The following is a 24,017-nucleotide window of genomic DNA, read 5'->3' as shown; positions in this document are numbered from 1 at the left end:
AGACAAAAGCTTTTGGCTCTTGCCATTGCAGCGGCTGCAAGCCCGCTGGCAGTTTTTGCTGCACCACCAGCGAAGGTTTTAAGCGAGCTTCCCTCTTCAGCAACGTGGTCGCTGTCGCCAATGTTTATGGCCAATGCAATTGGCCAGACAGGTCTGAACGGCCAACGCGACACCACCCCAGAAAAGCTTCTTAACCAACTCAGGCAGTCGCTTGAAAAGGCTGGTTACTCAGAGCAGCCGATTAGAACGACTGTCGGAGCGTGGGGTTTTTCCGCGACGTGGGCAACTCCAGACGGGGTCGAGATTGACGGAACAAATAGTGGGCAACAAGCTGTCTTAGTAACTCAGGCGACAGCAATTGCCCAAGGAAAGGTGAATCTAAATATCCGCTTTGATGGAGTCGCACCCATGCAAAACCAAGGAAGCCAGACCCAAACAAAGCAAGAATCCAAGCCGGAAACAAATATAAATATCAATATTCCTTCGCCCAGGAGGTTCTTTTAATCAAACCCTGTCAGCCGAGCATGTCCCTTACACCCCCAGACCCACCTAAGCCATAACCGATCTGGAGGCGCACTGAAGACAGCGCCGTCCGAGCGGGGGAGTGCCATAGCTCCCCCCCCAACCATCCAGAGCAGCAGCTGACCTGCTGAGATGGCTGGTCAGCACAAGCGCCTCGATACTCCCCTCAACAACGGGATCGGCGGTCGTGAAATCGCTTCGGTTGAGCTTCTCTGCTCTAGGTGCAGCTGCTTTGGCACTGGCATCCATCCCCCAGGTCAACGCCAAGCCCGTTGAGGTCGCCCAAGGTTCCGCTGAGGACCTTGGGGTGATGAGCATCAGCCTCAAGGACATCGTCAAACCGCAGGTTGGTGTTCAAGGGCAGACCCAAGGAGCAGGCACTCCCAACGAGGCTGGCATTGGCGGCTTCCTGCCCCTCATCGTCGGTAAGAACAGCGTCTTCTTTGCTGATGTCCTGGCGAATGCCAACTTCGCTGATTTCAACAACTACAGCAGCATCATCAACACCACCGTTGCTGGCACCACCATCTCCACCTCATCCCGCCTGGGCTATCGCTGGCTCAACGGCGACCGCAGTTGGATGTATGGCATCAATGCGGGCTATGACACCCGACCAATGAGCACGGGTCCTGCAGATACAGGCATCCCTGTCTATGCCTCACGCACTGCTTTCTCCAGCAGGCTGCTGTCAATGCGGAAGCAGTCAGCGACAAGTGGGCATTCAATGCTTATGCGCTCATTCCAACGGGTGACACTGAGCAACGGCTCAACACCGTCTATCAAGGCGGCGCACTGGATACCTTTGGCTTGGATGCGGGTTACAACCTGACGCCAGCCCTGAAAGCCTCTGTTGGTTACTACTACCAAAACGGCGATGCAGGGGAAGCAGATGGCTCTGGTGTCTTGGGTCGCCTCGCTTATTCCATCAACAACGGACTAACGCTTGGCACCAACCTGTCTTATGACAATGCCTTCAAGTCACGCTTCTCTGCTGACATCAAGTGGCGTTTCAATACCAATGGAGGTCCTGGGAAAGAAACACCGAAATCCAATGCTGCAGTTGAAGCCCTAACATCAACTCCAAGCAATCGGGATGTGCGGGTGCACGACGATGGGGCTGCCAATGCAGGCAAGAACATCCGACTCGACTGTGACGAACTGCGAGGGCAATTATCAGGATGTCCATCACAGATAAGAAATTTAATAACAACAAAATTGACAGAGAAATTAATTACCAAAATTGATGAAATATTACAATGAATAGTAAGCCACAAAGGCTAACCACCCAAAGCCCCTGCAACCGCAGGGGCTTTTTAATCCTTTAATAGACCACCAAGAGCCATCAATCAACCTCCAATACCTGGCACTATTGCGGGCTGATTAATAGTTAGTTAGTTCACTCCCCCGCCATTTCCATCACCACCCTGGGCGTGCGTTGACGGCCGAACGCACTGCTTAGGTGAAAGAGACAGGAGGTAGCGAAACCGATGCATGACTGTTGACAGAGATAGATCCGCTTTTTATTAGCTCAACAGCCGCAAGCATCAGCCTCCTTTTCTCTTCAATATCTTTTGGCCTCTCGATCAGTACTGAGATCTGGATGGACTCATCTCTGTACTCAATGGTGTAACCGTCGCCATGTGTTGTCGCCGACCACATGCTTCTTCAGGCTTCAGCAGTTATTTGCCGACCCTAGCTTCACTCGGCGGCTGTAAGTGGCTCAGGCTCACTCCTCCCCCGCCATTTCAATCACATTCCTCAAGGTCACCCATTGCAGCGGAGTCCATGGCGGTCCAGACCACAACGAGTGATCTAAGTACCCATTTGCCCGCTCCGTCCACGCATCCCGGCTCTCAATCCACCGATTGATCGGCGCCATCGCCTCTTCCAGCGCTTCGTCGCTCAGGTCATCGCCGCCATCACGCCACAGCGGGCTGTCGAACCGAATCCGCGTATTGGCCCGGACCGCGTCACGCAAGCTCGGAAGCCCAGGCGGGTCAGTCTCCAGCAGCGTTGAGCGTCCACCGCCAGGCAGCAGGTACTGATCCAGTACACCGGCCTTAATCAGGGTTTGCTGAAGAAGGGTGTCATCACCATCGCCGGCGAGGGCCCAATACTGCTTGGGGTAGCTGGCTCTGGACAGGGGCCAGAGCCGCGTGCCAGTGCCGCCGCAGAGGATGACGGGAACAAGGGTGGACATGGGCGGGGTACCACCTACAAATGAAAGTTTCCAGCGCAAAAAGCGGCATCAGGAGAGCACCCACACCGCGACTTGGACAATGCGAACCAAAGCCGCCAAATCCGCCTTTTCAGTATAATGCTAATGGAGTATTTTAACTAAAAAAAGTCGTACCCTGCTTTGGCAAGAAAAGCGAAAATCCGAGCAAGAATTAAACCCCCTGAACAGGTTCAGAGAGTTAGCCGGCAGCAGATAGAACCGTTCTTGCCGCGCGCAAGGTTGCACTTGCAGCGACAAACACGGGATTGGCAGCCAGATTGGCAATAGCAGCTGGGCTTGCCGTGTTCACAATCGCATTAAACGCATTAATTCCGTTCGACAAGGAGGTCAATGACGCTTGATTCGCGAGTCCTTGCAGTGATACCATCAAAACAACAGCCTGTGAAGCAGGAGCACCAGTTGTGACGAGCTGAGCTCCAAGGCCAATCGTCGGGGGGGCAAGCCCAACAGCAATGGCCACCGAGGCAAACTCTACGAGCGCGAACGAAGAGGACTGGGTTGAGGGAATCTCGACAGATTGCCCCTGAGTAGAAACAACAATACTACTTTCGTTGATTTGAATGGTGCCTGACGCTCCATTAGAAAGCCTTGATACAGAAATCGTTTGTCCAACGCTGACTAAAGAATCAGCTGATTGAGCAAGCTGAGCCAAGGACACCAACTCTTGAGCCGGAGAACCCGTGATGCCAACACTCACGTCAGGCACCAAGGCCTCGGGGCCGCTCAACGCAGCGGCCGGTGAAGCTGCCACCACTGCTGAAAGAATCGATGCCTGCTCAGTTGTAACCGTTGAAACAATCGATGCGTCGACTGCTGTGACCACAACCGGAGAAGCGGTTACGGTTCCATCCGGCGTGACAGAAACGGTTGACGTTGTGGAGACCGCTGTGACAGGCGAAAAGTTTGGTGTACTGATCGGGGTTGAAGACGATCCAGATGTGTTGTTGCCGGAATTTTGTCCGGCGTTCGACGGACTAGCAATCTGAGCCAGGGAAGGAAGTGAACCGACAAGCGGAATCGAGACCGACAGGGTTGCAGAAATGAGAAGACGGGAAAGGATCATGGGAGGCATCAATCGAAGTTAGGTGTGGTGAAGTTGCGACCCCAGCTAATACTGAATACAGCCACTGCGCCAGCAGGGGTTTGATTAAAGAGATCCGAACCGAGAACGTTCAACGTGATCGGAGTCTCACGAAATGGTGTGTAAGAGAGCTGTGCGTTAGCACCACGCCCACTCCAGCCAGCGGAAACACCTAAAGCGGGAGAGAGTTCAATACCAACGGAGCCGAAGCCACCAATCGCATCTTCAGAATTGATCGCCGTATACGGAGCATAGGTGGAGTTACCAACACCAGCATTAAACTGCAGGGTCTGACCAAAACCGGAACCCGGTGGCCTCAGTGGGATGGCATAAGAAAGAGCGCCATAGTAAATATTGTCTTGACGGCCTTCATTCCCCCACTGGGCGAAGTTTTGCCAAGCACCCGCAAGCGATAGTCGTTGGCCTGGCTGGTTGATCAGCAAACGACCGATGCGGGCAGTAAAACCACCGTTGGCGCAGAATTGATTCACACTTCCGCATCCACCACTGAGCTCGAGAGCAATAGCTTTTGCGGAGCTTCCAAGACCAAAACCTAAGTTGAAGGATCCATCAACAGTCCCATTGCGTTGACTACCGGCCGTAGCTCCAGAAACACCAACAAATACATCACCCCAATTCGCCACAAATGCGGAGGGGACACCAGGACTCAGGGATGGAGATGGCCAGGGTTTTTCGAATTTAACGATGGGATCGATGCGAAGTGATTCGCGAAGCTGCTCCGTCGAAGCCGATGACTGAGGAACGGTTGATTGACTGGATTGAGCAATCGGAGAGAATGAGTTGGATTCAGACGTACGACCAGCAAGAGGCGATGAGCGAAGGTCCGACACAGCGACAAGACGCTCTGATTGAACTGAGTTCGGCCTTGTCTGAACCGTAGAGGGCGACGATCGAGCAGACGCACGGGACTGCGTCACGGGCGCGGCGCCAGAGGCTGGACTTGAATAAGGCCGAGCCATCGATGCAGAACTGGAGCCAACTTGGGCCGGTGGTCCAGGGTTCGTCACACTGCGGTCTACCAAGCGCCACTGGAGCTGGGCGCTGGCCGGTCTTGATAAACCAAGAGAAAGCGCTAGGAGCGCGTAACTGTGAATACTGAAGCGTGGAGCTGCCGGCACAACAGTAATCAGAATTTCAGATATTCAAACAAAAATCTGAGAGCCCGGCACTTGCAATTCATTTTACGCATATGCTTATCGAGGCCAAGGAGAAGGCTCCTGCTTGCTTTATATGTTGGCAGTTCAAATCAGGACAGGTCAAGGTTGCTACTTGGATCGACAGTCCATAAGTATCGCTAAGCATCCACGGGTTGAGATTGTTGTTCAGTTGTCCATTCAGGAACGCATCTTGTAAGCAGCTCCATTGCTATTTGGCAATCCTGGTGACTGATCGCGAGTTTGAGTTGGTCGAGCATCGGCCAAAGCTCCGCCGGTGGCAGAGCCCGTTCACGGGCGCGATAGATCAACGGGTGCGCCGTCGGCTCCGATTCAGCGTCAATCAACAGTTCCTCATAAAGCTTCTCGCCGGGGCGCAGGCCGGTGCAGCGGATTTCGATATCGCCATGGGGATTGCTCTCGTCACGCACCGTGAGGCCGCTGAGGCGCACCATCTGCTCAGCGAGATCCTTGATCCGCACCGGCTGGCCCATGTCGAGCAGAAACAGATCACCACCTTCGGAGAGCACCGCCGCCTGCAGCACCAGCTGCGCTGCTTCGGGGATGGTCATGAAATAGCGGATGATCTCGGGGTGGGTGAGGGTGATCGGGCCGCCAGCTTCGATCTGGCGGCGGAAGAGGGGCACCACCGAACCGGAAGAGCCGAGCACATTGCCGAAGCGCACCATCGCCAAGCGTGGGATGGGTCGTCGACCGTGAGCCAACGCCTCGGCTGCCAGCTCCAGAGCCTTGGCCTGCACCACCAGCTCGGCCACCCGCTTACTGGCCCCCATCACATTGGTAGGCCGCACAGCTTTGTCGGTGGAGATCAGTACCACCTGTTCAGCGCCACAGTTCGCCGCTGCTTCGCACACCACACGGGTGGAGATCACATTGTTGGCAAGCCCCGCCAGTGGATTGACCTCCACCAGTGGCACATGTTTGTAGGCAGCGGCGTGAAACACCACGCTGACCTGTTGATCACGAAAGACTCGCTCCACCAGCGCTTGTTCCGTTGAGCTTCCCAGAACGGATTCCAGTGCCACCCCTGGCGGCAGTTGTTGGCTGAGCTCCTGATGAATGGCGTACAAGCTGGGCTCGCTGCGCTCGAGCAGCACCAGGCGAGTGGGTCTGAGCTGGAGGATCTGGCGGCAGAGTTCACTGCCGATCGAGCCACCGGCACCGGTGACGCAAACGCTCTGTCCAAGGATCCCCGGGCCGAGCAACTGAGGGTCCGGCGGAACGGCATCACGACCGAGCAGATCCTCGATCGCTACCGGGCGGAGCGCGTCAATCGAGGCGCGGCCGCTGGTGATGTCCTCAACGCTCGGCACCTGCAGTACGGGCCAACCCCATTCCTGGAGGTCTTCGACGATGCGGCGGCGCCGGCTGCGGCCGAGGGATGGGATCGCCAGCAGCACCTGATCGATGGCGACGGTTCGGGTGTGCAGCACTTGGGGGGGCTGCACTGGCACACCGTTGAGGTCGCGGTTCCAGAGCTGGGGGTTGTCGTCGAGAAACATCACCACGCGGTGGCTCCCGGCAAGGCGCAACGCCGCTGCCAGCTGACCGCCGGCGGAGCCGGCGCCATAGATCGCCACAGAGGTGCGAACCTGGCGCGGTTGATGCTGCAGGCTGAGCAACCAATCGCGCAGGATGAAGCGCGCGGCGGCCGTGAAACCAGTTAGCAGCAACCAGAGCAGAAGCCAGCTGCTGCGGGGCGGCATCGACAGGCCCTGAAACAACCCAACGGGAAGCAACAGCAACACCAGTAGTCCATTGCGACCGGTGAGCTGATAGAAGGCGCGGCTGCCCGCATAGCGGGTGAGGCCCTTGTATTGCCCCGTGAAGGCGTAGAGGGGCAGACCGATCACCAGGCTGGTGGGAAGCATCCACCAACAGTCGATCAACTGTGGGCTTACAGGATGGGCCAGGCGCAGCCAGAAGCTGAGCCACACCGCCAAGGGAATGAACAGCGCATCAGCGGCGATCAGGAACAGCCGCCTCTGCCTGGGTTGGAGGCGCAGCAGGTTGCTGAAGAACGGGTGATTAGCCATAAAAAAAGCCCCCGCTGCGATGCAGCGGGGGCGATGAGGGGAGGCGATACCTCCGCCAATCGAGGTGAAGCAGGGTTCCTCACGGCCCGTAGAGAAACCTGGAGGAGACCTTTAGAAGGCGCCGCGCAACCAGAGCCCGAGCGAGCGCCCGTCCCAGCCGGTGGCGCGCCAGAGCTGCACCCGCAACAGATCACGCAGACGGCGATAGGGAAGCTCTGGCAACGATCCCTGGGGCAGCAGATCAGGCGGCGGCGCCTCAACCCGCACGCCCCGTACTCCGAGAACCTGACGTGCAATCGCCAGAGCGCGATCGCGATGTGAGCTGTCGGTGATCAAGAGCAGCCTGCGCTCACTGGCGGGGAGCACCCGGCTGAGCGACGTGATCTGCCCCACGGTGTCGTCGCCGGTCTCGAGCGAGCGGTAGTGATCAGGGTGGGGGCTGAGGCCTCGCTGCAGCAAAAGCCGCAGAGCAACCTGCTGATGGGGCGCATGGCCGAGCACCCAAAGGGTGGCTTCTGGCTGGTGTTGCCAAACACTGAGCGCGAGCGCGGTGCGGCGGGGATCCTCAGCGAGCACCGCGATGGCGCCTGGCCCCCGGGCTCTCCCTCCGATCAGCGGGGCCAGCTGCGGCCAGAACCACCACAACAGCCCGAATGCCGCGCAGGCGCTGACCACAACCGACAGGGCAGAGCGGGACTGCAGCAACACTCAACGACAGGCGCGCTGCAACACCGCGCGTACGGCGGCGGCGTAGCTGACCATCTGCTGGTCTGTGATCGTGGGATGCACCAGGAACATCAGGCTGGTGTCACCTAATTGCCGAGCAACCGGCAAGCGCTCACTGGGAGCGAGGCCTGCCGTTTGGAAGCACTGCTCCAGGTAGATCTCACTGCAACTGCCGGAGAAGGCAGGAAATCCAGCGGCGGCAATTTCGCTGAGGATACGGTCGCGGCTCCACCCCGCCGCTAGGGCCTCCGGCTGCACAAAGGCATAAAACTTGTACCAGGCGTGTTCGATTCCCTGCGGCGGCAACGGCACACGCACCACAGACAGATCAGAGAGCGCAGCGGCTAAGCGCTGGGCATGGCGGCTGCGGGCAGCTGTCCACTCCGGCAAGCGCTTGAGCTGAATGCGGCCGATGGCGCTCTGCAGCTCCGTGAGGCGAAAGTTGGAGCCGAAGCGCTCATGCAACCAGCGAAAACCTGGCGGGTGCTCCCGCCGGTGTACGGCCTCAAGGGTCTTGCCATGGTCTTTGAATGCCCAGATCGCATCCCACAGATCAGCGCGGTTGGTGGTCACCATGCCCCCCTCACCCGCGGTGGTGAGAATCTTGTCTTGGCAGAAACTCCAGGCAGCCACATCACCAAAGCTGCCCACACTGCGACCAGCAATGCGTGCGCCATGGGCCTGCGCGCAATCTTCAACAACGACCAAGCCATGGGCGGAGGCCAGCTCAAGAATGGCTGGCATGTCGGCGGGCCAACCGCCGAGGTGCACCACGGCGATCGCCTTGGTGCGAGGGGTGATCAGCGGCTCGATCGTGGCGGCAGTAATTGCACCGGAATCAGGATCGACATCGGCAAACACAGGCCGTGCACCCAACAACACGGCGCTGGACGCCGTTGCAATGAACGTACGCGGCGTGGTGATCAACTCATCGCCAGCACCTAATCCAATGGCGAGATAAGCGGCTGAAAGGGCCAGCGATCCATTGGCCATGGCGATGGCCTGATCAACACCGCACCAATGGGCGAACTCCTGCTCAAAGGTTTGGGTGTGTTGCCCCGTCCAGGTGTTGACCTTGCCGGAGGCCAACACACGTGAAGCGACCTCAATTTGCTCTGGATCGAACTGAGGCCATGCAGACAAGGTCATGGCTGAAGGTTTTGGAAAACGGCCGCACTGGAAAGCAACCGGCTACCGGTTGTTTCCTTGAAAGGGCGGCATGGTGGCGTCGCCGGCGGCGCTGATGCCATCGCGACGGATCACTTTCCAAATCGTGATCAGGAAGATGCGCAGATCCAACCAGAAGCTCTGGTGATCCACGTACCATACATCGAGGCGGAATTTCTCCTCCCAGGAGAGGGCATTACGGCCATTGATCTGGGCCCAGCCGCTGAAACCGGGCTTCACGTGATGGCGGCGGGCCTGCTCGGCGGAATAGAGCGGCAGGTAATCGAGCAGCAACGGCCGCGGGCCGATGAAGCTCATCTCACCGCGCAGGATGTTGATCAGCTCGGGCAGTTCATCGATCGAGGTGGATCGCAGCCAGCGGCCAAGGGGCGTGAGGCGTTCGGCATCGCTGAGCAGCGCTCCGCTGGGATCGCGATGGTCGGTCATGGTGCGGAACTTGAGCAGGCGGAACGGCCGCTCGCGGTAGCCGGGACGCAGCTGCCGGAACAACACCGGCGCCCCCAGCCGCCAACGCACAAGCAGCGCCACCACCAACAGCAGCGGCGCCAACAGGAGCAGCGCCAGCAGCGCGCCGACGCGGTCAGCCGGACCCTTGAACTGCCGATAGATGCGGATAGATCGATAAGATGGCGACAACTTGTTCAAATTGATGGATCCGCTGCGCAATCCCTTTGCACCTGGGGCCGGGTCCAGACCGCCGGAACTGGCAGGACGGGATGTTGTGCTCGAGCAGGCGACTCTGGCCTTGCGCCGCGTTCGACTTGGACGGGCCGAGAACAGTCAGATGCTGCTGGGGCTGCGAGGTGTTGGTAAAACCGTGCTGCTCAATCGCATCGCCGAGCTGGCAGGGGAGATCGGCTATGAGCAGGTGCAGCTGGAAGCCCCGGAGGGCCGTGCTCTGGCGAGTTACCTGGCACCAGCGCTGAAAACCCTGCTGCTGCGGCTGGATCGGGTGGAACAGGCCCGGGTGTGGGCAGGGGAAGCGATGGCGGCGCTGCGCGGCTTCGCCAGTGCTTTCAAGGTGAGCGTGGGGGAAGTGAAGCTGGGCCTGAGCGAACCACCCCGTGCCGATAGCGGCAATCTTGAGGTGGATCTACCCGAACTGCTGGTGGCCACGGCGCAGGCCGCCAAAGCTGCCGACACCAGCGTGGTACTCCTGATCGACGAAGTGCAGTACCTGGCCGAAGAAGAACTCCGGGGCCTGATCGTGGCGCTGCATCGCATTGCGCAGAAAGGGCTGCCTCTGATCCTGTTCGGGGCGGGGTTGCCTCAGCTGGCAGCGCTGGCGGGGGAGGCGAAGTCGTACGCAGAACGGCTGTTTGCCTTTCCTGAGATCGGAGCGCTGGATCCAGCTTCGGCGGCTCAGGCCATCGTTGAACCGATTCAGCAGGAAGGTGCCTGTATCGACGCTGACGCGTTGGCCGAGATTGTGAGGCTCACCGAGGGTTACCCGTATTTCCTGCAGGAGTGGGGCAAACACACCTGGCAGGCAGCCAGGGCAACACGGATCACGCTGGAGGATGTGGCGAAGGCCAGCGTTGAGGCACGAACAGCCCTGGATCGCAATTTCTTCCGCGTGCGCTTCGATCGGCTCACACCGCGGGAGCAGGCCTACCTGGCGGCGATGGCGGAACTGGGCCCTGGCCCGCATCGCTCCGGCGCGATCGCCGAACAGATGCAAAAGAAGGTGGAACACATAGGGCCCCTGCGCAGCGGCCTGATCCGCAAAGGGATGGTGTGGAGCCCGAGCCATGGCATGACGGCCTTCACCGTGCCGATGTTTGATGGATTCATGCAGCGCACTCTGCTCAACGCCGACTGACCACCCGCGCCGGATTGCCAGCCACCACAGCAGCGGCAGGCACATCGCGCATCACCACGGCGCGGGCGCCCACCACGGCCCGTTCACCCACCACAACACCGGGGCCGATGAAGGCATCGGCTGCAATCCAGGCGCCGGAACCGATGCTGATCGGCCGCTTGAGCACCGGAAAAGCGGGGTCGCGGATGGCATGGTCGCCGGCGCAGAGGTGGGCGCCCTGGGAGATCACCACATCGGCCCCGAGCCTGATCGGGCCGAGGCAGTAGAGGGTGGTGTTCCAGGCGATGGTGCTGCGGGGGCCGATGCTTAGGTTCCAGGGCTGATGGATGCGGGCTGCGGGATACACCCGCACACCAGGAGCCACCTGGGCGCCAAAGACGCGCAACAAAGCACGACGCCAGCCCCAGCACCAGCGCGGACTCCAACGCCAGAGGGGCTGCACCAGGGCCCAGAGGGCACGGCGAAAGTAATCGAGGGGCGTGTAGTAACGGAGGCCGCGCATCACTGGGTCAACCCGGTTGCAGCAGCCGTAGCAACATGCGGCGCTGATGGTCCTGGCCACCGAAGAAGACAGCCAGTACACGAACCAGTTGCAGGGACGAGTCGATCTGAAACCAAAGCACGGCCTGATCGAAGGCGAGATGTCTCAGCCCAGGTAGAAGATCGTCGTGGGGTTCACCGCGGAACGGGGCAAGGGCAAGCCGTTCCGCCGATGTGATGATCTGGTCCACACGACGCTCTGCATGGCTGGAGGCTTCAGCGGTTGATTCACCGAACGAGCGATAAGCCTCAACGAGGTGCTCTTCGATCAAGGCAAGATCTTGAGCCGCATCAGCAGCGAAAACAACCGTCCAGACCGGAAGACTCATCCACGTTTGGCCTTCAGGGCGCCACGCAGATCGTCTGCCGTGACAAAAGGCCCTCGGGAACGTTCCTGCAGGAGGGCCCTGAGGGCATCGCGATGAAGACTGGCATCGTCTTCCTGGCGACGCAGCAGGTCGAGTCCCTGTTGCACAACCGCACTGATGGAGGCAAAGCGACCGGTCTTCACCAATGCCGAAGCAAAGGCATGCTGCTCATCCCTGAGCGAGATTGAACTCTTAACGGTCATCCGAACAGCACCACGACTTCCAGTATGACTCAGTAGCACCAAAAGCGCAGAACCCGGCCTAATCACCCCGATCGGGATCATTCGAGGACAACAGCCCGGATCCGGGTCATAATTTCCCGATCGGGATGACTGGGTCGCCTTGATGGGGGTTGTTGCGTCCGTGGCGGAGCTGGGTGTTGCCCTGCGCAAGGCGCGCAAACACCTGGGGCTCACTCAGGCCGAATTGGCTCTGGCGGCTGGGGTGGGCGTGCGGTTCCTGGTGGAGCTGGAACACGGCAAGCCGAGTGTGCGGCTGGCGCTGGTGTTGCGTGTGATCGATGCTTTAGGTGGGGAGCTGGACCTGAGCGGGCTACCCGGCGAGGACTCAGGCCATGGCTGAGCTGCAGGTCTGGCTGAACGATCAATGGGTTGGCCTGCTGGCCCTGGAGGCCGGAGCGCTGCGCTTTCGCTATCAGCCCGATTGGCTCCAGCAAACGAAGGCTGTGCCCTTATCGCAGACCCTGCCGCTACAGGCGGCTTGGATGGAGGACGCTCAATGCCGCCCCTTCTTTGCCGGCCTGTTGCCGGAAGGGCAGCTGCGGCGCTTGATCGCGCAACGCTTTCAGATCTCGGGCGAGAACGATTTCGGCCTGCTGGAAGCGATCGGCGGCGACTGCGCTGGGGCGATCAGCCTGCAACCAGCCAACACAGATGCTGAGGCGGACCAGTCAGCCGGCGTGGAGTGGCTGGACGATTCAGCGCTCAGCGCGGTGCTAGGGGAGCTGCCGCAGCGGCCAATAGCTCGCCGGAGCGGATGGTCTGCGATTGTCGCTCGCCGGAGCTCAGGACAAGCTGCCGGTGGTGGTCGCGGGCGAACGCATCGGCCTCCCCAGAGGACAACAGCCGAGCACCCATATCCTCAAGCCCGCGATTGCAGCGGTGAACGACAGCGTGCACAACGAAGCGTTCTGCATGGCCTTGATCCGGGCCATGGGCATGAGCGCTGCGGACACTGAGATCCGAGACATCGGTGGCCAGGCTGTGCTGCTGGTGCGTCGCTATGACCGCATCAAGGGTTCTGGAGGTCAGTGGATCCGTCTCCACCAGGAGGACTTCTGCCAGGCGCTAGGCGTGGACCCCAGGTTCAAGTATCAGAACGAAGGCGGCCCGGATCTGGAGGCCTGTTTCTCGTTACTGCGCCGTTCAACACGGCCGAGTGCGCCACAGCTACTTCGATTACTGGACGCCGTGATCGTGAATGCGTTGATCGGCAATCACGATGCCCACGCCAAGAATTTTTCACTGTTGTATGTCGATGGCCAAGCAAGTCTGGCTCCGCTCTATGACGTTCTCTGCACAGCGGTGTATCCCAATCTCACCGCGAAGATGGCGATGAAGATCGGCAGCAAATACAGATTTAATGAGGTGCAGCAGCGCCACTGGGAGCAGTTCGCTGAAGCTGCAGGACTGTCTCCAGCTCAGACCAAGAAGCGGATCCTGCAGATTGCGGAGCAGCTACCGGAGGAAGCAGCCAGGCTGCAACACACCGCCCCGTTTTCAGACAAGCCTGTGGTGACAGCCATCAGCCCCCAGCCAGGCATCCAGCAAGCGATCCGCATTCGCCGGGGTGTAGTGCCTGGACGCAGCGAGGGCATTGGCTGCCAACTGCTGCAAACGGGAGCGATCAGCCGCCAGAGCCGTGATCGCATCTGCGAGACCTGTGGCTGCAGCCGGGCCGGGTTCGATCACCAGTCCACAGCCGTGGAATTGCACCAGCTGCGCCAGGGCGGAGCTGAACGGCGCCAGGGCGAGCAGCGGGGTGCCGCAGGCCAGGGCCGAGAAGGTTTTGCTGGGCAAGGAGGCACTGGCGGCAGGGCCGTCGAGGGCCACCACCGCCAGATCAGCGGCTGAGAGGCTGGCGGGCAGGTCTTCCAACGGCAGGGGATCAAGAAAACGCAGGCAGACAGGAGCTGAACGCAGTGCAGACGCGCGGCGTTCCAGAGCCACACGTTTGTGCCCCTCCCCGATCAACAGCAGCTGCACATCGGGCGCTGGAAGTATGGCCGCCGCATCCACTAGTGGCTCCAGCGGATGGGTGAGCCCGAGATTGCCCGAGTAGGTGATCAGGAGGTGTCCGGGATCGATACCCAGCTGGTGGCGGAAGGCAGCGGCGGCAGCGGGATTTGGCTGCAGGCGACTGGTATCAGCCCAGGGAGGAATCACCACCACCTTGCGGCGCCAGAGGGCGTCACTGGCGAAGGCGGGGCGCAGCTCAGCCGCCATGGCATCTGAAAGGGTGAATACCCGCTCCGCGGAGGCGAACACACGCCGGTTCGCCCAGGACCAAAGGGCCGTGATCGGCGCCAGCACAACGGGCGGCAAACCCAGCTGCGCAAGCACCTGGGGATAGAGGTCATAGAGCAACAGGGCATAGGGGCGCCGCGCCAGGGGAGCGAGCAGCGGCGCCAAGGGCGGATTGCTCACCACCAGAAGGCTGCGGTAGCGATGGCCACGGCAACCGAGGTGCCAAGCGAGCTGCAGGGAATAGGCCAGCCAGGTGAAGAGCCGAACGGCGCCGGGGGTGCGCCGGTAAGGCACGCCGCGATACAGCACCACAGGAGTGCGGCGCTGGGCGGCCGCCACAACACCGACAAACAGAGGGCCGATGGTCTGGTTTACCAGCAGCAGTGGGGCTTTCAGACTCGGGCGCTGCTGATCTGTTGCCGTACTCATCGAGAACAGCGATCAGGTCTCGGAGTTGTCGGCTGTAAGCGCCAGGCGTTCAGAGAGGGAAGACACGAAAACACCGCGTGGATCCAAGGCCTTCACGAGGCTCTGCCACTCGGCAAGGCGGGGATAGCTGCGTTGAACCATGGCGGCCGGCTGGCGGGAATCCTTGGCCAGATAGAGCCGCCCACCAGCAGCAGCAACCTCCTGATCGAGCTGATCGAGAACCGGGAGCAACCCGGGGACAGCGGCCGGCACATCAGCGGCAAGGGTCCAACCGGGCATCGGGAAGGAGAGCGGAGCTGGGTTGCCATGGCCGAAACGCTTGAGCACGGTGAGGAAGCTCGGCGCACCAACCTCCCGGAGAGCCTGCAACGTGCGTGAAACGAGATGGGCCGCTGCATCGGGCACGGCGAACTGATACTGCAGGAAACCGGCCGGGCCATAGATGCGGTTCCAGTCTTGGACGCCGTCGAGAGGATGAAAAAACGGCGCCATGGCCTGCAGTTCGGCTTGCCGCTGCTTCGGGGCCTTGCGGTACCAGGCCTCGTTAAAGGCGCGTACGGTGAACTTGTTGAGCAGACCACCCGGAAGAAACGGCGGTGCCGAGGCGAGCGCTTTCGGGTCGTACTGGAGGGGATCAGCCTGCAAGTTGTGAGGCAGAACCTCGGCCGGCACGTGATCTCCGCAGGTGAGAACGCCGCGTCCTCTGGGATCCAGGCTGTCGACCCAGGCAACGCTGTAGCGGTATTTGCTATCAGCTTCCACCATCGCCGCCATCAGCGACTCCAGATCGCGGTAGCGGGTGGTGTCGACACTGATCAGCGAGCTGGTGATCGGGATCAGCGAGAACGTGGCCTCCACAATCACGCCGGTGAGCCCCATGCCACCGACGGTGGCCCAGAACCACTCGGCCTCTTCCACATTGCCGCGCCCGCTGGGCGTGAGCTCACGCAGTGTGCCGGTGCCATCCACCAGAAGCAGGCGCTGAACGTGAGTGCCGAAGCTGCCATCCACGTGATGGTTCTTGCCGTGGACATCAGCGGCAATCGCACCGCCAACCGTGACGTTCCGGGTGCCGGGAGTGACCGGCAGGAAGAATCCGGCCGGAACGATCACCCGCAGGATGTGATCGAGGCTGATGCCCGCACCTGCGGTGACGGTTGCGGAGGCGGGATCAACGGTGATCTGATCGAAAGCCGGCAGCTCGATCACCAAGCCACCACTGCGATGGGCGGCATCGCCATAGGAGCGTCCCAGGCCCCTGGCGATCAGGGATCGGGGCGACGCAGCACGAATCAACGCCTGGAGCTGCTCCAGTGTGGGCGGTTGAACCACCGACGTGGACACAGGATGGGTGCGGCCCCAGCCGCTCAGGGTTCGTGTTTCGGCCGAGAGGCCTGAAAGCAAGGTCAAGGTCACACGGATTCAGAGCCTGGAGGCGAGAGAGGAAGGGAGCAGGCAGATCAGGCGCATGAGGGCAGCCCACCACCAGGGGAGATATTCGATGCCGCGACGGTTGGGACGGCGCAGCAGATCCCGGGCCACGGATTCAGGGCTGGCACAGAGCAGGGCGGGAGCCTTGCCCACAGTCATCGGTGTGGCGATGAACCCAGCCTTGATGATGCGGACGGCGAATGGTTTGGCATGCGCGCGGAGCAGCAACCCCTCGCACAGTGTTGTGAGGGCCGCCTTCGCTGCTCCGTAGTGGTAGTTCGAGGGCCGGCCGCGATCGGCTGCCACGGAGCTGAACACCCAGAGGCGGCCCGAGCCTGCCAACCGCTCAGGGGTGGCGATGGCGGTGAGCCAGGGGATCAAGCCTGTGTAGTTCGCAGCGGTGATGCGCTGCGCTTCAGCCGGGTCGTGGCGAGCCTGCTCGGCATCCCCCAGTGCACCGGCGGTGATCAGATAGAGATCGAACGCACCAACTAAAGGCGCATGCTCTCCAGGGATGGCTGCGTCCGCGAGGAGGTCGACAGATTCGGTGGTGACTGCAGCTCCAAAGCGCTGTTGCAATTCTGCAGCGAAGGCCTGATTGGCCTCCAGGTTGCGGGCCAATAGATGGAAGTGGCGGCAGCCGCGTTGAGCGAGCTCCCGGCAGATGGCCTTCGCTACAGCACTGGTACTACCAAGAACAAAAGCACTGGCGATGGAATATTGCAGCATCACCAGGTGACGGCTCCGTTAGGGGATCGCAGCCATTGCCAGAGATTCACTGGCAAGGGGAGATACGGAGAGGCCCAGATCAGTGGATTCTCCCACCATGCTGCAGGAACATCGAAGACCTTGGCAGCTGGAGTCAACACATTCAGACCAAGGATCCAGGCCAGCCAACGCTGCAAACGGCTGAGCGACCAGCCGCCTTGCTCTACAAGAATGGTGAGGCCAACAAGGATGGCCGGGAAAAGAAAGGCAAAAGAACGGCTCACATCGGCGACACTGAAGGTGGCGAGAGATGTCAGCAGCAGGCCAATGCCATAAACAAGACCCCGGATCGTGACCCGTTCACGCCATAGGATCGACAACGCCATCACGGGCACCAACCAGAGCCAGCGGAATCCCAGAAGCACCATCACCAGCAATCCCGGCCAGGTGGAAGGCTGCAGCACACGTTGCAAAGAACCACTCAACAGACTTCCGCCGCTGTAGGCATCAACGATGCCAGGCCCGATCCAGCCCTTGGCCAGGGCAGCACGCACCAGAACCGCAACAGCCAGCCCCGCAAGAACCCCAAGCGTTGGGCTGCGAAGCTCTCGCACAGCAACGGTGAGCTTGTCGGAAGCCCTCCACCACCAGAGAGCCAGGAACGGCAGTGCCAGAACGAGACGTTCATCATTGAGGGCGCCAAGGGCAACTGCAGTGGCGACCAAAAGAGGTTGGCGCCAGATGAGCAGAAGGGCGATCGGCAACAGGGTGAGGGAATCGGGATGCCCCCAGGCGGTGTTGGTCCACTGGGTGACCATGGTGGTGGCCAGCGCGAGGGTGCCGAGCAGGGCAACAGAGGCACTGAAGCGCTGCCACAGAGCCCAATGACAACAAGCCAGAGCGAGGATCAGAGCCAGATAGGCAATGCCGGGGGAACCAAGCAAAGCCGGAAGATCGCGGCGATCACCACACAAACCGAGAGTATGAGCAATCCATGGCTGAATGATTCGATAGGCAAGGATCGGCTCTGCCAAATTTCGCGTGAGTGGATCGATGCACTGGGCCAGCAGATCGTCGCGACGCGTTGCACCTGAATTCAGACCAAGAAACAGCGTGAGCCTTGGGGAATAGAGGACGATACTGAGCGACCAACTCAGGAGTCCAATAGAGAGAGAACGAAACATCAGGCTGCTCGAGATAAACGCGACCGAGAAAAAAGCGAGACAGTCAGCGCCAGCAGCATGACGGACCAGATGGTGAACAGACGGCGCAAAATGGCAATAGGGAGAGCCAGACCAAGATCAACACCACGTTGCGTGAGCAGTACAGCAGTGGTTGCCTCATTCACCCCCAGTCCACCAGGAATGGAAGAAGCCAGACCAGCCACACCAGAAAGCAGATAGATCCCAATGGCTGAAGCTGGCGGAATGGCAGTCTCTGCCACAGCTGCAACCAACAGCCACAGGATCAAGCCTTCAACAGCCCAGAATGCCAACGAGCAGAAAAGGGCAGCCGGAACCGCCTTGGCCATCGCAGCCGTGGGCAACAGATGCCTCAACCAACCCCGAAGGGGCTGGTCGCGACAGCGCAGCAACCAGAGGCAGAGGAGCCCAGCGGGCAGCAAGAGGAGGGACATCGGCTGGAGCCAGCCGGCAGCAAGGACACTCGGCAGAAGCAACAACAAAAGCGACGCCACTGCCACCAGGTCACACAGCCGTTCCACCAGAAAGGCATCCAGAAGAGGCTTACGCGGATAGCCGAGAACCTGATGAAGATCCGTCACCCTGCTGAGTTCGCCCAGTTTGCCTGGGGTCGCTGTGAGACTGAATCCCCTGAACCATCCCAGAAGATCAGGCAAGGACACAGCACCAACCCCGGCTGCACCGAGCAGCAAACGCCAACGCAGATAGCGTCCTGCATAACTCACAGCCAGCAGAGCATAGAGAGCTGGCAACCAGCGCACTAACAGCGCCAGATGCTGCAAAAGCACGGCACGATCGAAGCCGGATTGCAGAAGTACGCCCCGCATCGCCATGATCAAAAGACCGGCGGTGAGGAGGGGCAGCAACCAGGATCGGCGAGATTGCTGGGGAAAGGGTCTGGGTTCAGGATCAAAAGAACGCCAGTGCGGCCTTCCGCTGGCCTGGAGGAGTTCGCGGTCGCCAGAACTATCGCCATAGGCCTCCAGCTGATCCATGGGCGGCGGATTACCCAGGTGAAGGGAAAGGCGCCTGACCTTCTCGGCACCCTTGCAGTTTGGCGTTGTGAGCCGGAGTGGGTGGGCGGGCCCGACCGGCAGCAGATCACTGCAGCCGGTGGCAATCAACTGCACACCCAGATGGCGAGCCAACGGGGCGATCAACGGCTCCGGTGAAGCCGACACGATCAGGCAGCGATGCCCCTGCTGCTGATGCCAGCGCAGGCGGGCAACTGCCTGAGGACGAAGCTGGGCAACCAGAATTGCGGGCAGCTTGTGCAATGCAGCCTCTCGCCGCTTCAGCGGCGCTGCCAGGAGTGCTCGGTTCAGCAGAGCCTGCTTGAACTGAGCGGTGCTGCAACGCCCAATGCGCCAGGCAAGCAGTTGCTGGGCGAGCATGAAGAGATCAAATACCAGGCCAATAGGACCCCGAAGCAGCAACAAGAAACTCCGCGTGGCATCACCGCGAATGAGCGTGCCGTCGCAGTCGAAGGCAGCTATCACGGTTTAGGGAGCACCGCGCGAATCAGGAACTGTTTACCAAGCAGCTGCCATGCCCAGTGATTCGATAAATACAGCTGCACCAATCGCGGATGAGTGGGCAAGCGAGACCGGAAAGAGTAGGGCAGGAAACGGTCGTGAACAGCCACCACATCAAGCCCAGCAGAAGCCAAATGCTCTAAAACGGTGAGATGGGACAGAGGAAGCAAGTGATCAGCGAAGTCCCAATAGTCAGCCGCGCAATACTTGATGTTGGGCCCCATGATCGTTATCACCCCATGAGAGCTCAGGGCTGACTTGCACCCAGCCAGGAAATCCTGGAGGGCTTCAGGACTGGGGAGATGCTCAAGCAGGTTGGAGATCCAGATCAAATCATGGCCCTGCTCAAAAACAGCATTCTGGAAGGCTCCTTGCTGAAAGTGAACCTCAGCTGACAACTGTGGAGACCGCGCACGAAGATCACATCCGGTCAACAGAAGTCCTCGACTAGAGCAGGCATTCAGAAACTCCCCATCTCCGCAGGCTGGATCTAGAACTGAACGCACGTGCTCGCCCTGACGACACCGCACCGCATCCCGCAGAACCCAGGAGGCAATGCGACGCCAGACAGCTGCCTTCGTGGACGGGGAAATGCCATCAAAGCGATATTGATAGATGCGTTCGAGATCAAGTTCCATGGGATCCGAGTCTCTGGCGGAATGTGAAGGTCTTCTGAGCCACAAAGGAAAAGAGGACAGGGGCTGCGACTCCCAACGAATGGGCACTTGTCCGCAGAGCCTGATCGTTGGCAGATCCCATCTGTGCTGACACAAGCCACTGCAGGCTCTGGTGGTAAACGAGCCAGGTCAACCCCAGTGAGAGAACATTGATGATCGTGAAGCGCAGGACTTCGGCCGCGGTTGCCCGGCTCACCGCCTGAAATACAAATCCCCTGCACAACAAATAAGAGGTTGAAAGACCAGCGCAGAAACCAGCGACAACCGCCCAGGCATCCAACATCACCAGAGTTCCAAGGAATCTGGTGAAGATGTTGATACCTGCAGCAAAGCTGTTTGCAAGAACAAAGCGCAGGAACTGGGCCGACAGCAGTTGATTCACCGCACCACCTCTACGGCCTGCCGAGCCAGCTCCCGACCGAAGCCGATACTTTCGCTGATTCCCCGGTCTTCCGGGTAATAGGCGGTGGTGTCTGCCGTGAACACCCCCGGGAATGGCTGCAGCGGCGGGAGACTCTGCTGGAAGTGCACACCACAGACCGGCTGGGCAAAGCGGTAGCGGCTGCAGTGGCTGGCCAGCAGGTCAGCGTCGCTGAGCTGGGGGTTAATCGCCTTGAGACAGGCCCAGGCATCAGCGATGAAGGCCTCGTTCGGTCGCTGGTATTCGGGGTGATCAGCGGGGATGTAGAAGGGCACATAGCTCACATGCCCCGTCAGGGGCCGCAGGTTGCTCATCTCGATCACGCCAGGGATTGCAAAGCGTGTGTCGTTGACGTTGGTCCAGAAATTGGTGGTGACCGGCTGACGGGTCTGGAGCACCACACACGCGCAGGCCACCGACGGCAAAGCCCTGTAGCGATCGACCAAGGCCGGCTCGACCCCACCAGCCTGCAGAACCGGCGCCATCAGGGGCAGGGGCACCGTGCTGATCACGCAGTCAAACACTTGCTCTCTAGATGGTGTTCTCAGCACCGCACCACCGGAGGGGACAGGCCTCAGGGCCTGCACCGGACTGCCGAGCTGTATCTCGCCCCCACCCCCTCGAATGGCATCAGCCATTGCGTCGATCAACTGCTGGGATCCCCCGCTTAAGAAGCCGAGGGTTTCCTTGAGGCGCCGGCGGGACTGAGCCAGGCGGCGGATGCGGCTCCAGATCCAGGCGGCTGAGATCTGATCGCTGTAGTGGAAGAACTTATAGGCGAACAGCTTGTGCCAGAGCACTTGATAGCCCTGTTCACCCAACCAGCTGCGCAACCACTGAGTGGCAGTGATGCCATCGAGGGATCGCCAGTTGCGGATGGTGAGGCAACGGGCCGCATGCAGCAGGTAGCGAACCCGTGTGAGCAATGGCAGGCGCCGAAAGCCCAGCACCGCACCAACAGATCCCCAGGGGTGGAGGCGCCCGTCGAGGTAAAAGCCCATCTCAGTGGTGCGCCATTGCAGCTGATCCTCCAGACCCAGCTCCCGCAGCATCTGGAAGAACGCCGTATCGCTGAGGCAATGAAAGTGGTAATAGCGCTCCAACTGCATGCCGGCAAATTCGAAGCAGGCCGCCATACCCCCGAGGCGATCATCAGCCTCGATTAAGACCGGGCGATGCCCCAAACGAGTGAGCTCGTAGGCCAACGCCAAGCCCATCGGGCCGCCACCGATCACCGCGATTCTGCTTTTTTCCAGTGAGGATGAAGACATCAGAACGGCATTTCCACCTGGCTGAAGCGCGGATCCTGGTAAGTGATCCGCAGCGCCTCCGCCAATGGTGTGGGGGTGACCGCAAAGATCGCTGGCCAGGCGATCACCTCGAATTCATCGCCTGCGGTGAGGGCCTTGAGCTGGGAGCGGGTAAAGGCCGGCTGCCTAGAGATCAGCGCCCAGAGCTGGAGCAGAAAGCCAAAGAGTGGGATCGGCAGATGGATGATGCAGGTGCGGGCGTTGACAGCCCATCGCAACTGGCGCATCAGGCTGAGGTAGCTCACCTTCTCCAAGCCGGTGATGTCGTAGATGCCCTGCAAACCGGGATCCTCCAGACAGCGCTGGATCAGCATGCAGAAGTCGCCCACATACAGGGGCTGACGAATGAACCTGCCAGATCCCGGGATGGGGAACAGGGGCAGCTTCTGCATGAACCGGGCCAGCCAGCCCAGATGCTTGCGGTCGAACCAGCCAAACATCAACGTTGGTCTCAGAACCACAGCACCAGGCCATTGCTGCAGCACCAGCTGCTCCTGGCTGCGCTTGGTCTGCGTGTAGAGATCGGTGGCCGCAGAATTGACCACTGAACTGCTCACGTGTACAAGGCGGCGGATGCCTGCCTGCTTGAGCTGCTCCAGAACGACCTTGGTACTAAGCACGTTGTTGCGCTCGAACTGGCTGGGGTCGGTAGTGCCAATCTCGGCTTGGAGCATCACGCAGGCATCACAGCCTCGCATCGCTGCTGGCCATTGCTGACCAACTGTCAGGGTGAGGTCTTCACTGATGAATGCGACTGCGGGGAAGAGCTTTTGGGCAATGGCCACGGCTTCCAGCTTCTTATCCACCACCAGCAGCTCCCAATCGGGATGGCTGCCCTGCAGCAGGGCGATCAGGTTCAGGCCCACCAATCCGGCACCACCGGGCAGGAAGACCCTCACAGTTGCACCCCCACTTCAGGCAGCAGATCAGCCCGATGGCTGAAGCCAACTACCACCACGCTGACCAGCCAGGCCAAGAGGGTGAACTGAATGCCCCGATCGCCTAGCAGGATCTCTTCCGGTTTTTCGCTGGTGCGCTCAGGTGTCAGCAGACGCCGGCGTTCAGCTTCCTCGGGATCACTGAGCAGCTGATAACGGAAGATCCCCACCAACGCGAAGGGCACGGAGAGCAGCATCCAGGTGGTGGAGGCCCCATTGAGCGCAGGGCCCGCGGCCCAGAGGCTATAGCTCATAAAGGCACTGGTCGCGACCAGGCTCTCCAGCCGCAGAAGCAGGGGCAACGAATAGCGCTCCAGCACCTTGCGGGTGATGACGCCAAGGTCCTGCGCCACGCGCAGCTCCGCTTTGCGCTTCTCGATGGCCAGGAAGAGGGCTAGGAGGCCCACAGTGAGCAGGAACCAGGGAGAGAAGCCGAAACCACCAGCCACCACGCCGCCAATCGCTCGCAGCAGAAAACCAGAAGCGATGCAAAACAGATCGAGCAGCGGCATCCGCTTGAGCTGCAAGCAATAGCCCACCTGGATAAAGCCGTAGAGCAACACGACTCCTGCAAGAGCAGGGCTGATGGAGGACGCCAAGATGAGGCTGGCCATGGCCAACAGAATGGCTGCCGTCAGAGCTGCCGGAACACTGACCAGGCCGGCGGCAATGGGCCTGTAGCGCTTGCTGGGATGGGCCCGATCCGCTGCCACATCCAGGCAATCATTCAGCAGGTAGATCGCACTGGAGATCAGACAGAAGGCGACCAGAGCGGCTCCAGCACGGAGCCAGATGGATGGCTCAAAGCGAAAAGCAAAGAGTGGTGCCGCAAACACCAGGGAATTCTTCGGCCATTGCCTAGGCCTACAGGCACGAAGGAGTGGAGGCATCAATGAGAAGCAAGAGACATAAAAGCTGGACACTCCACCGAGACATCTAGATGCCGCTTCGCGCAGGCCTAGCTGCTTCACGCCAGAGCCCGCACCCTCGCCGGCACGCCAACAGCGGTGACGCCATCGGGCAGATCGCTCACCACTGCGGCACCGGCGCCAACGATCACATCGGCACCGATGCGGATCTGTTGGATCACGGAAGCGCCGATCCCGATCCAGCTGCGCTCTGCCACCAAGTGTATTGATCAGTCCATGATTCACGGATCTGC

Annotated in this window: 23 protein-coding genes and 4 pseudogenes; 6 read left to right on the top strand and 21 right to left on the bottom strand. The window is 60.3% G+C overall.

Annotation, left to right across the window (positions count from 1 at the left end; genetic code table 11):
* Positions 1-12 precede the first annotated feature (12 nt).
* Both CB0205_RS16005 and CB0205_RS14525 read left to right on the top strand, forming a co-directional pair.
* Positions 13-504, top strand: coding sequence for a hypothetical protein (locus CB0205_RS16005; RefSeq protein ID WP_156797885.1), 492 nt, complete (start codon positions 13-15; stop codon positions 502-504).
* A 205-nt stretch (positions 505-709) separates the two neighbouring features.
* Positions 710-1,782 (top strand): annotated as a pseudogene (locus CB0205_RS14525) (carbamoyl-phosphate synthase L chain).
* A gap of 808 nt (positions 1,783-2,590) precedes the next feature.
* On the opposite strand, the pseudogene CB0205_RS15365 reads toward CB0205_RS14525, so the two are convergent.
* The 7 genes and pseudogenes from CB0205_RS15365 to CB0205_RS0108130 form a co-directional block, all read right to left on the bottom strand.
* Positions 2,591-2,722: pseudogene (locus tag CB0205_RS15365) on the bottom strand (sugar phosphate nucleotidyltransferase); the annotation flags it as partial.
* 217 nt (positions 2,723-2,939) lie between these two features.
* Positions 2,940-3,824, bottom strand: a complete 885-nt coding sequence (locus tag CB0205_RS16000; protein WP_156797884.1) for a hypothetical protein — start codon at positions 3,822-3,824, stop codon at positions 2,940-2,942.
* An 8-nt stretch (positions 3,825-3,832) separates the two neighbouring features.
* On the bottom strand, positions 3,833-4,693 hold the full coding sequence (locus CB0205_RS15995; RefSeq protein ID WP_156797883.1) for a hypothetical protein: 861 nt from the start codon (positions 4,691-4,693) through the stop codon (positions 3,833-3,835).
* Between the two features lie 464 nt (positions 4,694-5,157).
* Complete coding sequence (locus tag CB0205_RS0108145; RefSeq protein ID WP_010316360.1) at positions 5,158-7,074, bottom strand: nucleoside-diphosphate sugar epimerase/dehydratase; 1,917 nt, start codon at positions 7,072-7,074, stop codon at positions 5,158-5,160.
* Positions 7,075-7,185: 111 nt separating this feature from the next.
* Positions 7,186-7,779, bottom strand: a complete 594-nt coding sequence (locus tag CB0205_RS0108140) for an ElyC/SanA/YdcF family protein (RefSeq protein WP_198001920.1) — start codon at positions 7,777-7,779, stop codon at positions 7,186-7,188.
* Positions 7,780-7,782: 3 nt separating this feature from the next.
* Positions 7,783-8,949, bottom strand: coding sequence for a DegT/DnrJ/EryC1/StrS aminotransferase family protein (locus tag CB0205_RS0108135; protein WP_010316358.1), 1,167 nt, complete (start codon positions 8,947-8,949; stop codon positions 7,783-7,785).
* A 42-nt stretch (positions 8,950-8,991) separates the two neighbouring features.
* Positions 8,992-9,624, bottom strand: a complete 633-nt coding sequence (locus CB0205_RS0108130) for a sugar transferase (RefSeq protein WP_304412083.1) — start codon at positions 9,622-9,624, stop codon at positions 8,992-8,994.
* Positions 9,625-9,637: 13 nt separating this feature from the next.
* Between CB0205_RS0108130 and CB0205_RS0108125 the strand changes: the two genes are divergently transcribed.
* On the top strand, positions 9,638-10,810 hold the full coding sequence (locus CB0205_RS0108125; protein ID WP_010316356.1) for an ATP-binding protein: 1,173 nt from the start codon (positions 9,638-9,640) through the stop codon (positions 10,808-10,810).
* Here CB0205_RS0108125 and CB0205_RS0108120 read toward each other — a convergent pair.
* The 3 genes from CB0205_RS0108120 to CB0205_RS0108110 are packed head-to-tail and all read right to left on the bottom strand — an operon-like array spanning position 10,797 to position 11,921.
* A complete protein-coding gene (locus CB0205_RS0108120; RefSeq protein WP_010316354.1) occupies positions 10,797-11,312 on the bottom strand; it encodes an acetyltransferase in 516 nt (171 codons plus the stop codon). The genes CB0205_RS0108125 and CB0205_RS0108120 overlap by 14 nt on opposite strands.
* Before the next feature lie 7 nt (positions 11,313-11,319).
* Entirely contained in the window at positions 11,320-11,679 is a 360-nt protein-coding gene (locus CB0205_RS0108115) for a type II toxin-antitoxin system RelE/ParE family toxin (RefSeq protein WP_010316347.1), read from the bottom strand.
* Positions 11,676-11,921 (bottom strand): type II toxin-antitoxin system ParD family antitoxin, encoded by a 246-nt coding sequence (locus CB0205_RS0108110; protein WP_010316345.1) that lies wholly within the window; start codon positions 11,919-11,921, stop codon positions 11,676-11,678. Before CB0205_RS0108110 ends, CB0205_RS0108115 begins: the two co-directional genes overlap by 4 nt.
* Positions 11,922-12,063: 142 nt before the next feature.
* Between CB0205_RS0108110 and CB0205_RS0108105 the strand changes: the two genes are divergently transcribed.
* The 3 genes and pseudogenes from CB0205_RS0108105 to CB0205_RS16715 form a co-directional block, all read left to right on the top strand.
* Positions 12,064-12,300 (top strand): helix-turn-helix transcriptional regulator, encoded by a 237-nt coding sequence (locus CB0205_RS0108105; RefSeq protein WP_043705754.1) that lies wholly within the window; start codon positions 12,064-12,066, stop codon positions 12,298-12,300.
* A pseudogene (locus CB0205_RS16720) lies at positions 12,293-12,583 on the top strand (HipA N-terminal domain-containing protein); the annotation flags it as partial. The gene CB0205_RS0108105 and the pseudogene CB0205_RS16720, both read left to right, overlap by 8 nt.
* A 175-nt stretch (positions 12,584-12,758) precedes the next feature.
* Positions 12,759-13,364 (top strand): annotated as a pseudogene (locus CB0205_RS16715) (HipA domain-containing protein); the annotation flags it as partial.
* Between the two features lie 93 nt (positions 13,365-13,457).
* Here the strand turns inward: CB0205_RS16715 and CB0205_RS0108095 are convergent.
* From CB0205_RS0108095 to CB0205_RS0108045, 11 genes are all read right to left on the bottom strand, one after another.
* On the bottom strand, positions 13,458-14,633 hold the full coding sequence (locus CB0205_RS0108095; protein ID WP_010316336.1) for a glycosyltransferase family 4 protein: 1,176 nt from the start codon (positions 14,631-14,633) through the stop codon (positions 13,458-13,460).
* Between the two features lie 12 nt (positions 14,634-14,645).
* Positions 14,646-16,049, bottom strand: a complete 1,404-nt coding sequence (locus CB0205_RS0108090) for an FAD-binding protein (RefSeq protein WP_010316335.1) — start codon at positions 16,047-16,049, stop codon at positions 14,646-14,648.
* A 6-nt stretch (positions 16,050-16,055) separates the two neighbouring features.
* The gene (locus tag CB0205_RS0108085; protein WP_050778450.1) at positions 16,056-16,793 is read right to left on the bottom strand and encodes an SDR family NAD(P)-dependent oxidoreductase; all 738 of its coding nucleotides are present in this window, start codon (positions 16,791-16,793) and stop codon (positions 16,056-16,058) included.
* Positions 16,793-17,956: a hypothetical protein gene (locus CB0205_RS0108080; RefSeq protein WP_156797882.1), complete on the bottom strand. Its 1,164-nt coding sequence runs from the start codon at positions 17,954-17,956 to the stop codon at positions 16,793-16,795. Before CB0205_RS0108080 ends, CB0205_RS0108085 begins: the two co-directional genes overlap by 1 nt.
* Positions 17,956-19,473, bottom strand: coding sequence for an HAD-IB family phosphatase (locus CB0205_RS0108075; protein ID WP_029626228.1), 1,518 nt, complete (start codon positions 19,471-19,473; stop codon positions 17,956-17,958). Before CB0205_RS0108075 ends, CB0205_RS0108080 begins: the two co-directional genes overlap by 1 nt.
* Positions 19,470-20,147, bottom strand: a complete 678-nt coding sequence (locus CB0205_RS15990) for a bifunctional 2-polyprenyl-6-hydroxyphenol methylase/3-demethylubiquinol 3-O-methyltransferase UbiG (protein ID WP_029626227.1) — start codon at positions 20,145-20,147, stop codon at positions 19,470-19,472. The genes CB0205_RS0108075 and CB0205_RS15990 overlap by 4 nt, the downstream gene beginning before the upstream one ends.
* A complete protein-coding gene (locus tag CB0205_RS0108065) occupies positions 20,137-20,568 on the bottom strand; it encodes a GtrA family protein (protein ID WP_010316328.1) in 432 nt (143 codons plus the stop codon). Before CB0205_RS0108065 ends, CB0205_RS15990 begins: the two co-directional genes overlap by 11 nt.
* Entirely contained in the window at positions 20,565-21,878 is a 1,314-nt protein-coding gene (locus CB0205_RS0108060) for an NAD(P)/FAD-dependent oxidoreductase (RefSeq protein WP_010316326.1), read from the bottom strand. The genes CB0205_RS0108065 and CB0205_RS0108060 overlap by 4 nt, the downstream gene beginning before the upstream one ends.
* A complete protein-coding gene (locus CB0205_RS0108055) occupies positions 21,878-22,816 on the bottom strand; it encodes an NAD(P)-dependent oxidoreductase (RefSeq protein ID WP_010316324.1) in 939 nt (312 codons plus the stop codon). Before CB0205_RS0108055 ends, CB0205_RS0108060 begins: the two co-directional genes overlap by 1 nt.
* A complete protein-coding gene (locus tag CB0205_RS14515; protein WP_050778448.1) occupies positions 22,813-23,745 on the bottom strand; it encodes a decaprenyl-phosphate phosphoribosyltransferase in 933 nt (310 codons plus the stop codon). The genes CB0205_RS0108055 and CB0205_RS14515 overlap by 4 nt, the downstream gene beginning before the upstream one ends.
* A gap of 77 nt (positions 23,746-23,822) precedes the next feature.
* Positions 23,823-23,981 (bottom strand): acetyltransferase, encoded by a 159-nt coding sequence (locus CB0205_RS0108045; protein ID WP_304412082.1) that lies wholly within the window; start codon positions 23,979-23,981, stop codon positions 23,823-23,825.
* Positions 23,982-24,017 lie beyond the last annotated feature (36 nt).

This window comes from Synechococcus sp. CB0205 (assembly GCF_000179255.1).
Taxonomy (GTDB): domain Bacteria; phylum Cyanobacteriota; class Cyanobacteriia; order PCC-6307; family Cyanobiaceae; genus Vulcanococcus.
The sequence above is the reverse complement of the archived record's forward strand: the minus strand, read 5'-3'. Positions and strand labels throughout refer to the sequence as shown.

What these genes read in the sequence shown, in the direction of transcription:
- CB0205_RS16000 (WP_156797884.1), bottom strand. Translation starts at nt 3,824, where the DNA reads ATGATCCTTTCCCGTCTTCTCATTTCTGCAACCCTGTCGGTCTCGATT.
- CB0205_RS0108145 (WP_010316360.1), bottom strand. Translation starts at nt 7,074, where the DNA reads ATGGCTAATCACCCGTTCTTCAGCAACCTGCTGCGCCTCCAACCCAGG.
- CB0205_RS0108135 (WP_010316358.1), bottom strand. Translation starts at nt 8,949, where the DNA reads ATGACCTTGTCTGCATGGCCTCAGTTCGATCCAGAGCAAATTGAGGTC.
- CB0205_RS0108125 (WP_010316356.1), top strand. Translation starts at nt 9,638, where the DNA reads ATGGATCCGCTGCGCAATCCCTTTGCACCTGGGGCCGGGTCCAGACCG.
- CB0205_RS0108120 (WP_010316354.1), bottom strand. Translation starts at nt 11,312, where the DNA reads ATGCGCGGCCTCCGTTACTACACGCCCCTCGATTACTTTCGCCGTGCC.
- CB0205_RS0108115 (WP_010316347.1), bottom strand. Translation starts at nt 11,679, where the DNA reads ATGAGTCTTCCGGTCTGGACGGTTGTTTTCGCTGCTGATGCGGCTCAA.
- CB0205_RS0108110 (WP_010316345.1), bottom strand. Translation starts at nt 11,921, where the DNA reads ATGACCGTTAAGAGTTCAATCTCGCTCAGGGATGAGCAGCATGCCTTT.
- CB0205_RS0108105 (WP_043705754.1), top strand. Translation starts at nt 12,064, where the DNA reads ATGGGGGTTGTTGCGTCCGTGGCGGAGCTGGGTGTTGCCCTGCGCAAG.
- CB0205_RS0108095 (WP_010316336.1), bottom strand. Translation starts at nt 14,633, where the DNA reads ATGAGTACGGCAACAGATCAGCAGCGCCCGAGTCTGAAAGCCCCACTG.
- CB0205_RS0108085 (WP_050778450.1), bottom strand. Translation starts at nt 16,793, where the DNA reads ATGCTGCAATATTCCATCGCCAGTGCTTTTGTTCTTGGTAGTACCAGT.
- CB0205_RS0108080 (WP_156797882.1), bottom strand. Translation starts at nt 17,956, where the DNA reads ATGTTTCGTTCTCTCTCTATTGGACTCCTGAGTTGGTCGCTCAGTATC.
- CB0205_RS15990 (WP_029626227.1), bottom strand. Translation starts at nt 20,147, where the DNA reads ATGGAACTTGATCTCGAACGCATCTATCAATATCGCTTTGATGGCATT.
- CB0205_RS0108060 (WP_010316326.1), bottom strand. Translation starts at nt 21,878, where the DNA reads ATGTCTTCATCCTCACTGGAAAAAAGCAGAATCGCGGTGATCGGTGGC.
- CB0205_RS14515 (WP_050778448.1), bottom strand. Translation starts at nt 23,745, where the DNA reads ATGCCTCCACTCCTTCGTGCCTGTAGGCCTAGGCAATGGCCGAAGAAT.